The organism is Enterococcus sp. DIV0755b (assembly GCF_051713765.1).
In the GTDB taxonomy this organism is placed as follows: Bacteria; Bacillota; Bacilli; order Lactobacillales; family Enterococcaceae; genus Enterococcus_C; species Enterococcus_C canintestini.
Genome location: NZ_JBIOQN010000001.1, coordinates 2,240,032 through 2,252,627 on the forward strand (window position 1 = coordinate 2,240,032; position 12,596 = coordinate 2,252,627).

Sequence of the window (12,596 nt, forward strand, 5' to 3'; positions counted from 1 at the left end):
GTTAATAAAAAAGCAAAAAGACGCTAAATTATAATTTAAGCTAACAAAAAAGGAGTCGTTAATAACAGACTCCTTTTTTACTATAGTGTATTTTCATTGTCTATAAACTTTACTTTTTATGCTCACAATAATTCTTGGTAACGCCCAATATAAAATCGTTTAACTAACGTAACTAATGTAAGATAAGCTATAATCGTCAGAATTAACCATAACCAGTAATTCGTTGGTAATATCGCGAGCCCTAAATTGTGACCAAATGTTGTAAAAGGTAAAATAGAACCGATTAAAATTCCTAATGAAGTGATCGTCATCATAATAAACGAGCCACGACTTTGAATAAATGGAATTTTAGGTGTACGTAATGCATGTAAGACAAGCGTTTGGGACCATAGTGATTCTACAAACCAGCCAGCGTGGAAGAGAGCCATAAAAGCTAGTTGTTGTTGTGGGTTTAATGTATGGTAGTTTCCTCCGATTACAGCCGGACAAATAATAAAATACATTAATAAATACGTAGTAATATCAAAAAAAGAACTCGTTGGGCCCAACCATAGCATAAATTTTCCAATTGTTTTAGCTTGCCAGCGTTTTGGCGTAACTAAATACTCATTATCCATCCGATCCCAAGGAATTGAAACACATGAGATATCATAAATAAGATTTAAAAAGAGAATTTGTAATGGCAACATTGGTAAAAATGGCAAGAAAGTACTAGCTACTAAAACTGAAAACATATTGCCAAAATTAGAACTTGCAGTCGCTTTAATATACTTCATAATATTGCCAAAGGTTTCGCGACCCAAAATAATTCCACGCTCTAAGACCATTAAATCTTTTTCCAATAAGATAACGTCTGCAGATTCTTTGGCGATATCAACTGCTGTATCCACCGAAATGCCGACATCTGCGGCTTTCATTGCCGGCGCATCATTAATGCCATCACCAAGAAAACCTACAGTATGACCGTTTTCTCTTAAAACGGTCGTAATTTGTTGTTTCTGCTGTGGATTTAGCTTTACAAAAATGTTGTTTTCTTCCACTAATTTACTTAGTTTTTGCTTCGATACTTTACTAAGATCTTCTCCACTAATAATGTTTTCGTCTTGTAGTCCCACTTGTTGGCAGACAGATTTTGTTACTAATGCATTGTCACCAGTTAAGACTTTGACCCCTACACCGTGATTTTTTAGTGTTTCCAATGCTTGTTTTGTCGTTTCCTTTGGTGGATCAAGAAAGGCTAAATAACCGATTAAAACCATTTCAGCTTCGTCAGAAATCGAAAACTCACCAGCAACACTTGGATTAGTTTTTTGAGCTACGGCAATTACCCGCAAGCCATCTTCATTTAGCTCATTCACTTTTTCTAAAACCTTTTGTTTAACCGCTTGTGTCAAAGCCGTAATTTTACCATCAATCTCAACAAAACTAGCAATTTGCAGCATTTCTTCGACTGCGCCTTTTGTGATCATTTGTGTTTTTCCACTTGGATCTTCTACGACTACACTCATTCTTCTACGTTCAAAATCAAAAGGAATTTCATCCACCTTTTTATAACGAATTTTATTTGTGTCCAATTGCTCTCTAGCCGTTTCAATAATCGCAACATCTAATAAATTCTTTAACCCAGTCTGATAATGGCTATTTAAATAAGCATGGCGTAGTACCCGCGCATCTTCATTACCATTTAAGTCCAAATGATATTCTAAAATGATTTTATCTTGCGTTAGAGTTCCTGTTTTATCCGTACACAAAACATCGATTGCGCCAAAGTTTTGAATAGAATTCAAATTTTTAATGACAGTGCCTTTTTTTGCCATAACAGTAGCACCCTTAACCAAATTGGTAGTCACAATCATTGGTAACATTTCTGGAGTTAAACCGACAGCCACCGAAAGTCCAAACAAAAACGCTTCTAGCCAATCACCTTTAGTAAACCCATTGATGATGATTACGGTTGGTGCCATTAATGCCATAAATTTAATAAACACAAATGAGGTCTTTTTGATACCAGTTTCAAAACTGGTCTTAACCGGTGTACTAGCTAATGACTCTGCGATATTTCCAAATAATGTCTGATTGCCAGTCGCAATTACAATTCCTTTAGCACTTCCACTGACTACATTGCTTCCCATATACACCATGTTTTCATAACTAGTTTCTGTATTCCGTTTCGTGATAAGTGCTTCGGCACGTTTTTCGACCGGATAACTCTCTCCTGTCAAAGCTGATTGTGAAATAAATAAATCTTTTGTATTTACAAGACGCATGTCAGCCGGAATCATATCTCCGGCAGCTAATTTTACAATATCCCCACAAACAATTTCTGACATCGGAATTTCAACATATTGATTTTCTCGTTTAACTGTAGCTGTCACTTTAACTAAAGACTTCAACTTTTCTGCAGCTTGATTAGAACGAACCGACTGAATCAAAGTCATAGTACCACTAATTAATACCATCGTAAAAATTATCCCACTACCAAAAAAATCACGTTCTTCAGGAGATGCAATAACAATATCTGTCACAAATGATGTAATCCCAAGTCCAATTAAAACCAAAGTAAATGGCGTAATGTAAGCTTTTAGCACTTCAATGAAAAGTGGCATTTTCTTTCCATATGCAATTTTGTTATCACCATATTTTGCTCTTTGGTTTTCAGCTTGTTCAAAGGATAATCCTCTGTTGGAACTTTGAAATGTCTCAAAAAGATTGTCTACTGTCTTTTTGGCCATTAATTCATAATTAACATTGTTTCGTTTTAGTTTTTTCTTTTCCATCTTCTCTTCCTTCTCTCCAATAAACATTCGCCACAATAAAATTCCTATCCCTAAAAATAGGACAAATTCTCCTAGCGTTTTCATAAAAAACCTCCTGAGCTAGGGTTTGGAGAGATGAGGAGCTAAAAACAAATAGACAATAATTGCCTTTTAGTTTGTTTTCCCCATTTCTGCAAACCCATGTTCTTCGAACTACTATCGTCCATTTGTTTTCATCTCCTCGTTTCAAAATGCTTTGCTTATTTAGCAGTAATTACCACTTGGCTAGTTACTTATTCTTAAAAAATGTAAATTTAAAGCTACATCCCTTTTTCTCCTTTCGCTTTATTGGAAAATCACAATCAGACCAACAAAAAAACGGCTTTTCGCAGTAAACTCCACGAAAAGCCGTACCATAATTATCAAAACACATGACAAATAGACGTTGATCTAATCGTTGAGTTTTGGCACTATACAACGTAAAGATAAACATCTTAGCTACCTTAAGAAGAGCCTTGTATTCGACAATTCCTGTTCTACCCATTGGCGTCTCTCGACATTTTTGGGCAGTAGCCTGTGTTTGTATAGGAGCCTCACCTAACAAATCATATTTTATTTTCCGTTGAAAGAATAACAAACGAAAAACAGCTTGTCAACCACTTCTAAATACAAATATTATTCAAATCTGAAAATATACGCATTTATCCCATGTTAATATACTATTTCTTTATTGTAAAAAATATTTTATAACAAGTTTTTATCTTTTAAATTTTATTGTCGTTATTTAAAAGTAAATACTGGGGTGAAAGTAGTAGTTGAACTGATTTATCCAATTCAAAATGTCCGATATGATTTTTTGATGGTTGATAGGTACTAATCATATTTACAAAAAACTTCTCATCTCATTTCCCCTAAATAATAATGACAACAAAAAAAAGAACCCTTTACAGTTAAGGGTTCTTTTACCATTCGATAAGTTATTATTAACGACGGATTTCTTTGATACGAGCAGCTTTGCCGTGTAAAGCACGTAAGTAGTACAATTTTGCACGACGAACTTTACCGTAGCGAACGACTTCAATTTTAGCAACACGTGGTGTGTGTAATGGGAAAGTACGTTCAACACCAACACCGTTTGATACTTTACGAACAGTGTAAGTTTCGCTGATACCAGCACCGCGGCGTTTGATAACAACACCTTCAAATAACTGGATACGTTCTCTTGTACCTTCGACAACTTTCGCATGAACGCGAACTGTGTCACCAGGACGAAAAGCAGGAATGTCAGTACGTAATTGTTCTTGAGTTAGTTCTTGAATCAATGGATTCATTTTTATCATTCTCCTTATTTCCAAACAATCTTAAGGTGCGTCACCTCAGCGGATTATCGTAATAGTTGAGTGAAACACTCACTCAAACATACTACCATATATTAAATCGAGATGTAAAGAAGAAATTCTTGTCAAACTCATTTTTTTAGTTCACTATCAATGTCATAATCAGTCTCAGAAATTAGTTTTTCTAATGATTGTCTTATTTGCTCTTGTTGGTTTTTGGTTACATCTGGCGCTAAAGTAACGGTTATTTTTCCTGTTTCATTATCGTTTGTGGTGTGCGTGTCACTACTAACTTTTTTTATTTGCGTGGAATAATCTAAGAATAATTGCCGTTTTATCTCATCCATAGTATCTGATAAAGACTGACTGGGCTTCGTCGTTACGCGATTAGGTAGCTGTTGGTTTTGTATTTTTTGATCAATATAGTGATCGATATCTTGCATATTGATTGTCTCGTTATTGGCTACTTGATTAATAACCAATTGATACTCTCCCAGATGATAGTCGTTTAGTTTTTGATTCAACTGCTCTAATTCAGTGTCATCGGGCTTTCTTCCTAATAGGTCCAAAGTTAAAATTTGTTTATTTTCATCAATATTTTGATTTAAAACATAATAATCAGCCATCGCATTATTAACAAATCCTTTTGCCCGTTGTTGCGACATTTCTGTTTGAATCAAATTTCCCGCTGAAATAAAACTGGGAATTGCAATTAAAACAGCTACTGCAACCATAAGATAATGCCGCCGCTTTTCCATTTTATTATCAACTGCTATTCGATAGTTTAAATGTAATACCCGCACCACCAGAAATGTTGTAATCGTAATAAAAGCAACATTGACTAAAAATAAATATCCCGATCCAAAAAACATCCCCAAATCTTGGGTATAAATCGCATAGCCCATCACACATAGTGGTGGCATCAGAGCTGTCGCAATGGCTACACCGGGTACAATATTATTCGCTTCTTTTTGTCTGGCACCGATCATTCCTGCCGTGCCACCTAAAATAGCAATGATTGCATCCCAAATTGTCGGTTCTGTCCGTGCTAAAATTTCACTACTTGCATAAGTTAGAGGTGATAACCAAAAATAAAGCAAGGCACTTACGACTGCAAAAAGCGCTTCTAATACTAATAAACGTAACGCGCGAATCGTTAAATGACTATCAAAAACGCCCAACCCCATACCTAGACCTTGGACTGGTGCCATCAATGGCGAGATTAACATAGCCCCAATTAAAATTGGTTGCGAGTTTATATTTAAGCCAATTGAAACAATAAAAATAGCACAAACTAAAATAACAAAATTTTCTTTTTTAATATTGACACCAGCAGAAATCTTTTCATAAAGCTCTTCATTGGTTAATGTCCCACTTTTGACGATAAGAAGCCCTCCTTTAACAGCAATTTCTCTTTTAATTGTACCAAGAGAAAAGTTTTTTATGAAATCTAAACACCATTAAAAATCGCAATTGAACAATTTTACATTCAACCCGAGCTAAAACACAAAAAAAGCCATGTACTTAACTACCGCAACTGTACAAACAGACAAAGTAGATAAGTATGGCTATTAGTTATAAAAAAAATTACGATTTCACGGATTGCTCTTCTTGTTTAATTTCTGCTAGCATTTTTTCCATTTCTTTAGTTAGAGGATAAGAAGCCAGCATATCCGGACGACGTAAATAAGTCCGTCTTAAGGATTCTTTTAATTGCCAAGCTTCAATTAATTTATGATTACCATTCATTAAAACTTCTGGCACTTTCATCCCCGCAAATTCTGCTGGACGGGTATATTGCGGATGTTCTAATAGACCAGTTGAATGGGAATCTGTTTTTGCTGAAGTCTCATTGCCTAAAACATCTGGTAAAAGGCGCACAGTAGCGTCAATCATCACCATCGCACCGAGTTCTCCACCGGTTAAAACGTAATCTCCTAAAGAAACTTCATCGGTGACAAGACTACGAATCCGTTCGTCATAGCCCTCATAGTGCCCACAAATAAAAATCAGATGCTCTTCTTTGGCAAACTCTTCGGCAACTTTTTGGTCAAATTTCTTACCGGCAGGGTCTAATAAAATGACTCTTTTTTTTACGTTCGGAGTTGCTTCTTCAATAGCTTTTAAATTATCATAAATCGGCTGCACTTTTAAAAGCATCCCAGCGCCCCCACCATAAGGATAATCATCGACCGTTTTATGCTTGTTATTAGCAAAATCACGAAAATTAGCAACATTAATTTCTAACAACTCTTTGTCTCGTGCTTTGCCGATAATTGATTCTCCCATTGGTCCTTCAAACATACGGGGAAACAGAGTCAATACATCAATCCTCATCGTCAATCAACCCTTCTGGCAATTCTACTTTTACAATACCATTTGCTAAATCAATCTCTTTTACAACTGAGGCGATGTAAGGAATTAAAGCATCTTTTTTACCTTTTCGTTGCACCACCCAGACATCATTTGCCCCCGGAGATAAAATTTCTTTTATCTTACCAATTTCTTTGTCATCTTCATCAACAACAATTAAGCCAATAATTTGATGATAATAATATTCATCTTCAGCCAGTTGGGCAAGATTGTCTTTAGCAACTTTTAAAATACCATCGCGAAATTTTTCAACATCATTGATGTTAGGATAACCTTCAAAGGTTAACAAATCAAAGTTTTTATGGCGACGGTGACCCGCTACAGTCAATTCTAGCGGTGGCATCCCTTCACGAAATAAAAATAGTTTTTCTCCTTTTTGATAGCGCTCATCGGGAAAATCTGTTTGCGAAATAACCCGCACTTCCCCACGAATGCCATGGGTGTTGACAATTTTTCCAACATTTAAATATTCCATTTTATAGCCTCTTTTCCCTTATTATCTCAAGTAAAATTTCTGATTCATTTTATCATGCCTCAGAGTTTTCTGCTAGCCTACTTTGTAGAGGTTCAATCCTACTTCAGTATCTTCTACTAATAAATTTTTAGGCGTCGTTAATAGTAAATAGCACCAATAAAAATCGCCGACGCAAGCACCACTATGAGCCGCAATTAATAAACGTAGCCAAGTATATGGCCATACTCGCATGACAATAAGTAACAATGTCGTCAAAATGACAAAGGGTGCAATACTAATTAAAAAGAACTGCCATTTTCGATACAAAGATCCCGGACTAGTGGCGTATACCATTTGGTTTTTAAAACCAAATTTTACTTTTCCTTTACGATTAAAAATTTTGAAAAAGATACCATGTATGCCCTCATGAAGGATTACCACTATTACAAGGCTAATGACAATAGCACAAAATTCAACTAAAAAAAACATACTTTTAAAGGGAGGCTGACTGATAGGGGGTAATAATAAAAGAACGTAGCAAACCGCCATCACTATTAGTGAAGCAATATTCAATTTTTTTATAATTTTTTCATCTTCTAATAAATTTAAATTACGATATAACTGCATAAACCAACCTACTTTTCTAACAATTGGACAAATCATTTTGGTAACGATACTTTTATTATAACATTTCCATATTTTTCTATCGCGATTACATCTAATAATTAAACAATTAGTAAAAAACCAAAAAAATCCCCAAACAAAATCATCTTTGCCAGCTTCTAAATAGCTAAGCAGATAATTTTATTTGGGAAGAATTAATTTTATAAAGTAAGACAAATTAGCTATTTGTTCATCGAAACAGCCATTTCTAGAGCTGGAATAGTATCTTCATGGGCCACAGTATAAACAGTTTTACCTTCTTGCCAAACCACCTGATTGGCTTCATAACCGTTTTGGGCCATATCAATTGTAATTTGACCTACGTCTTTTGGCGCTGGCAAAGTTGCTTTTTCTAGATAATTGACAACTTCTTTTGCTAATGCAGTTCCGTCTTGGCCGGCTACATTACTAGCCCGCACTAAAATTGACCAGTTACCTTCCTGCCAATTTAAATAAGTTGAACCAGCGGCACCTTGACTATAAGCGGTAATATTATGACCTAAATCAACTTTTTTGCCTCCGTCATCAAATTGATACGAAACAGCTTTTTTAGCCGCGGCTTTTGTGTCAAATTGCTCCATTTTATAGCGAGCAAAAGGCGTTTGTTGGTTTAAACTTTGATCATTTAATACTAATGGGGTATCCATAATGTAGTACAACACTGCCAAGCTGTCACTTTGTTTATCCATTGCGATATTTAAAGCACGATTTTCATCCCGTGGAATATCAGTGGGTAGTAATACCTTGGGATTTTCCTTTTTTAATTCAGCCAAAGCATCTGTTTGCTTTGTGTTTGTACTATTTTTTGTACTTGTACTACTGCTAGTCGACTGCGTATTAGTACTTTTGGCAGTTGTTGTAACTGTCGTTTCTGCTTGATCTGTGTCTTTTGTCTCGGCTGCTTTTTGTCCGCAGCCAGCTAAAGTTAAAAGTAATACACTCATTATGATTATCTTTTTCATTTTAACCCTCCAAATTTAAGACTTAAAATTTCATCTTTTTACGTCAATAAAAAAAGATTTATTGATTAAAATTAAGCGTACTCAATTTGAAGTCAGTTGACAATTAATACGACTTATCTTACTAGCCAATTTGATTAGAAACCCAATTACTGATGCTAGTAAACGATTCTTTCACAAAGTCGACACCACTGTTTAACACAGATTCAATACCATTGGCATTAATTTGTGTTACCGCTTGGTTAAACCAATTGCTAATATCATCTTTAAAGACCCACACTAAAAAGATAGCCATTGCTAAGCCTAAAAAGCGCCATAAAAAAGAACCCAGTTTAAAAATAATAAACAAAATAATAATAATTGCTAAAATTACAAGCCATTCTGTCATCGTTTTTTCCTCCTCTTTTTCTTTTATTATCGCCTAAAAAAATAACTTTTTCCTCCGTCTGAAGTATGAAAAAAGACAGTTCCTAAAAGGAACTGCCTTAATCTTTGTTTATTTCCCGTCTAAAATATTTAGTCGGATTTTTTTGGTACCTTCCGTTCGTACGCCATAGACAATGGTACGGATTGCTTTTGCGACCCGACCTTGTTTGCCGATGATACGACCGATATCTTCTGGTGCCACGCTCAAATTATATTCATAAAAGTCAGCTGACTCTTCAACATCAAGTTTCACAAGATCAGGCTGAGTAACTAACGGACGAACAATCGTCAAGACTAAATCAGTTAAATCAGTCATCATCAGTCACCTTATTTCGTATATTTTGCTTCGTGGTGTTTTTTCATAACGCCTTGTTTTGAAAGGATGTTACGAACAGTATCAGAAGGTTGTGCACCTTTTTGCAACCAATCAAGAACTAAATCTTCTTTGATTGTTACTTCTGCAGGGTCAATCAAAGGATTGTAAGTACCTACAGTTTCGATGAAACGTCCATCACGAGGAGAACGAGAGTCTGCTACTACGATACGATAAAAAGGTTTCTTTTTAGAACCCATACGTTTTAAACGGATTTTTACTGCCATTACAATTCCACCTCCATATAATTTAATCACAAGAGGTAGTTTAACAGGTTTTTTCTTTGGTGTAAAGAGTTTTTTCTTTACAGGTAAAATAATTTTTTTCGACGCATAATTTTGTGAGCAATAATCAGTATTTCAAGTAAAAAATATCGCTCGTTTTTTAACAAGACGTATCTTTTGTTTTCTGCCTACTTTTCTTGTTATGATTATGGTAACAAAAGTTAGTAACTCATAAAATTTTAGGAGGAATTGTATTTATGAAAACTATTGGTTTTATCGTCGGGAGTTTACGCAAAGACTCATACAACTTAGCGGTCGCTAAAGAATTTGCAAAACTATTACCAGCTGGTTTTGAGGCCAAATTCATTGAGATTGCCGATTTACCATTTTACAATGAAGATTTAGAAAATGACAATATGCCCGCAGCTTGGAAAAGATTTCGTTCCGAAGTTGCAGATGTAGATGGTGTCTTCTTCTTCTCACCTGAATATAATCGTTCTGTACCAGCGGCATTAAAAAATGCTTTAGATGTTGGTTCACGTCCAATGGGTTCAAGTGTTTGGGGCGGTAAACCAGCGCTTGTTGTAACTGCTTCTCCTGGTGGTATTGGCGGTTTTGGCGCTAATCATCATTTACGTCAATCATTAGTCTTTTTAGATATGCCTACCTTGCAACAACCAGAAGCATATATCGGCGGCATTCATAATTTAGTTAAAGAAGATGGCACTATCGTGGAAGACACAGCGAAATTCTTCCAATTAATCGTTGACAAATATGTAACATTTTTCAATAAATTAACAGCCTAATTGAAGATTAAAAATACCAAAACGACTTTATTGTCGTTTTGGTATTTTTTATTAGACAAGATAGCCTATTTTCACCATGATTAAAGCTAATAGCCTAATTTTTACAAGTAAACAGGTTCACTCTATTCATCTATTCAACTTTTCTTATCCATAGTTTCTTCTATAATCTCTTCATAACGAAAACAGGTGGTCAAATGATCATTTACAATTCCGGTTGCTTGTAAAAAAGCATAAATAATGGTGCTGCCAACAAATTTGAATCCACGTTTTTTTAAATCTTTTGTGATTTCATCAGATAATGCGGTGGTCGCTGGAACTTCTGTTGCTGTTTTAAAACCTGAAACAACTGGTTTTCCCGCCACAAAATGCCATAAGTAATTAGCAAAACTCCCCCATTCTTGTTGGATAGCTAACACACATTTTGCATTTTGAATGGCTGCCTCAATTTTGCGTCGATTTCTTATAATACCTGCATTGTTCATTAATTCTGTCACTTTTTTATCATCAAAAGCGGCGACCTTTTCTATCACAAAATTAGCATACGCTTCATCAAAAGCCTCACTCTTATTTAAAATTGTCTGCCAGCTTAATCCCGCTTGATTGATATCTAAAATTAATTTACGAAATAAATAGTCATCCCGATATTCCGGTACTCCCCAGACGGTATCATGATAATCCTTCATCGCAGCATTGCCAGATTTTGCCCAATCACATCGTTTCATCCTTTTCTCCTTTAATAATCATTTCTTTTTATTTTATCAGATAATAAATTCTTTTCGAATTCAATAATAAAAAATACAAATAAAATTTATTTGTAATCTGCTTAGCTATATTTACGCTTTAAAAGTTGTTAATTAAATTTTTTAGCCAAAAACCTATTGCATTTTTAAAGTGTACTGCGTATATTAGTACACATAGACACAAGATTGTTTTAGATAAAAATTATCACTAGAAAGGAGCGCCTCATGTTTACCATTGATAAAAACAGTAGCAAGCCTTATTACGAGCAATTGATTTTAAATATTAAGCATCAGGTTGTGACTGGTTTATTACAACCTGGGGATCGCTTACCCTCTGTCCGTGAATTAGCCAAAGATCTTTTAATGAACCCCAATACGATTAGTAAGGCCTATAAAGTTTTAGAAACTGAAAATGTTTTGATTACAGTGAAAGGTAAAGGCACATTTGTTAAAAGTCAGGAAAATATTCCCCGCGATGAAATGCGCATTAGCCAGTTAAAACAACACTTCCAAGAACTCGTCATCGAAGCGTTACAACTACAAGTTTCAGAAGCTGAACTAATTAGCTGGCTGAAAGATCCTCAATTTAAAGGAGAAAATTTAAAATGAAAATTAGACAACTAACAAAAATGATTGGAACGAAAACTGTCTTAACAGATATTGATTTTAGTTTGAATGAAAATGAAATTATCGGCTTAATCGGCCGTAATGGTTCTGGTAAGACGACTTTATTCCGCACGATTGCTGGCAATTATCTACCAGATGCAGGTGAGATTACGATTAACGGACAAAATATTGCTCGAAATAGTCAATTAAAAACTGAAATTTTTTATATTGATGAATTGGATAATTTTTTAAAATACTATTCCCTGCAAGCGATTAATGAATTTTATCGTACCGCTTACCCAAAATTTGATCAAGATTTGTATTTACAGCTATTAAAAGAACATGGACTCAATCCTAAAATGCTTTATCGCAAAGCTTCTAAAGGTATCCAAGGGTTATATCAAATGATTTTAGCGATTGCCTCAAATGCCAAATATTTATTACTAGATGAACCTTTTGATGGTTTAGATATCATTATTCGTAAAAAAGTCATCGGGCTTTTATTAACCCATTTGGCAGCAAATAATCGTTGTGCCCTCATTGCATCGCACAATTTACAAGAATTAGAAGGACTAATTGATCGAGCCTTATTATTAAAAGGACAGACAATAACCAAAGACTATACGTTAGAAAATATGCGAAAAAACGCCCGCAAACTTCAATTGGTTTTTCGTACCAAACAAGTACCACCGTTTATTAAAGAGAATTCAAAACTTATTACTATCCAAGGTAGAGTTATTGTGGCGGTATTTGAAAATTATACCGCTGAATTAGCAGCGCTCATTAAAAGCTATGATCCTTTAGTCTTTGAAGAACTGCCATTATCATTGGAAGATCTTTTTGAAGCAAACTTAAAAAACGAGCAGTTGCTAGCTTAGA

The 12,596-nt window shown here is 34.9% G+C and carries 14 protein-coding genes and 1 riboswitch; of the genes, 3 read left to right on the forward strand and 11 right to left on the reverse strand.

The window, feature by feature from the left end:
- Positions 1–122: 122 nt before the first annotated feature.
- The 10 genes from mgtA to rpsP form a co-directional block, all read right to left on the reverse strand.
- Entirely contained in the window at positions 123–2,777 is a 2,655-nt protein-coding gene (gene mgtA, locus IGI65_RS10720; RefSeq protein ID WP_412256630.1) for a magnesium-translocating P-type ATPase, read from the reverse strand.
- A 421-nt stretch (positions 2,778–3,198) separates the two neighbouring features.
- Positions 3,199–3,368, reverse strand: a riboswitch (M-box (ykoK) riboswitch).
- Positions 3,369–3,739: 371 nt separating this feature from the next.
- Positions 3,740–4,087 (reverse strand): 50S ribosomal protein L19, encoded by a 348-nt coding sequence (rplS, locus tag IGI65_RS10725; protein ID WP_071864872.1) that lies wholly within the window; start codon positions 4,085–4,087, stop codon positions 3,740–3,742.
- Between the two features lie 137 nt (positions 4,088–4,224).
- Entirely contained in the window at positions 4,225–5,514 is a 1,290-nt protein-coding gene (locus IGI65_RS10730) for a TIGR00341 family protein (protein WP_412256631.1), read from the reverse strand.
- Positions 5,515–5,680: 166 nt separating this feature from the next.
- Complete coding sequence (trmD, locus tag IGI65_RS10735) at positions 5,681–6,430, reverse strand: tRNA (guanosine(37)-N1)-methyltransferase TrmD (RefSeq protein ID WP_071864870.1); 750 nt, start codon at positions 6,428–6,430, stop codon at positions 5,681–5,683.
- On the reverse strand, positions 6,420–6,941 hold the full coding sequence (gene rimM, locus IGI65_RS10740) for a ribosome maturation factor RimM (RefSeq protein WP_071864869.1): 522 nt from the start codon (positions 6,939–6,941) through the stop codon (positions 6,420–6,422). The genes trmD and rimM overlap by 11 nt, the downstream gene beginning before the upstream one ends.
- A gap of 72 nt (positions 6,942–7,013) precedes the next feature.
- Positions 7,014–7,547 carry a DUF3267 domain-containing protein gene (locus IGI65_RS10745; protein WP_412256460.1) on the reverse strand — a complete coding sequence of 178 codons (534 nt, stop codon included), beginning with the start codon at positions 7,545–7,547 and terminating at the stop codon, positions 7,014–7,016.
- A 218-nt stretch (positions 7,548–7,765) separates the two neighbouring features.
- Positions 7,766–8,545: a hypothetical protein gene (locus tag IGI65_RS10750; protein WP_412256461.1), complete on the reverse strand. Its 780-nt coding sequence runs from the start codon at positions 8,543–8,545 to the stop codon at positions 7,766–7,768.
- A 121-nt stretch (positions 8,546–8,666) separates the two neighbouring features.
- The gene (locus IGI65_RS10755; RefSeq protein ID WP_071864866.1) at positions 8,667–8,930 is read right to left on the reverse strand and encodes a hypothetical protein; all 264 of its coding nucleotides are present in this window, start codon (positions 8,928–8,930) and stop codon (positions 8,667–8,669) included.
- 108 nt (positions 8,931–9,038) lie between these two features.
- A complete protein-coding gene (locus IGI65_RS10760; RefSeq protein WP_034864609.1) occupies positions 9,039–9,284 on the reverse strand; it encodes a KH domain-containing protein in 246 nt (81 codons plus the stop codon).
- Positions 9,285–9,295: 11 nt separating this feature from the next.
- On the reverse strand, positions 9,296–9,568 hold the full coding sequence (rpsP, locus tag IGI65_RS10765; RefSeq protein WP_016171544.1) for a 30S ribosomal protein S16: 273 nt from the start codon (positions 9,566–9,568) through the stop codon (positions 9,296–9,298).
- Positions 9,569–9,822: 254 nt separating this feature from the next.
- On the opposite strand from rpsP, the gene IGI65_RS10770 reads away from it, so the two are divergent.
- Positions 9,823–10,371 carry an NADPH-dependent FMN reductase gene (locus IGI65_RS10770; protein WP_438774183.1) on the forward strand — a complete coding sequence of 183 codons (549 nt, stop codon included), beginning with the start codon at positions 9,823–9,825 and terminating at the stop codon, positions 10,369–10,371.
- 134 nt (positions 10,372–10,505) lie between these two features.
- On the opposite strand, the gene IGI65_RS10775 is transcribed toward IGI65_RS10770, so the two are convergent.
- Positions 10,506–11,093, reverse strand: a complete 588-nt coding sequence (locus tag IGI65_RS10775) for a DNA-3-methyladenine glycosylase I (protein ID WP_412256465.1) — start codon at positions 11,091–11,093, stop codon at positions 10,506–10,508.
- Positions 11,094–11,336: 243 nt separating this feature from the next.
- Here IGI65_RS10775 and IGI65_RS10780 point away from each other — a divergent pair, with 243 nt between their 5' ends.
- Both IGI65_RS10780 and IGI65_RS10785 read left to right on the forward strand, forming a co-directional pair.
- Positions 11,337–11,720, forward strand: a complete 384-nt coding sequence (locus IGI65_RS10780; protein WP_095006217.1) for a GntR family transcriptional regulator — start codon at positions 11,337–11,339, stop codon at positions 11,718–11,720.
- Complete coding sequence (locus tag IGI65_RS10785; RefSeq protein ID WP_071864862.1) at positions 11,717–12,595, forward strand: ATP-binding cassette domain-containing protein; 879 nt, start codon at positions 11,717–11,719, stop codon at positions 12,593–12,595. The genes IGI65_RS10780 and IGI65_RS10785 overlap by 4 nt, the downstream gene beginning before the upstream one ends.
- The last annotated feature ends 1 nt before the right edge of the window (position 12,596 follow it).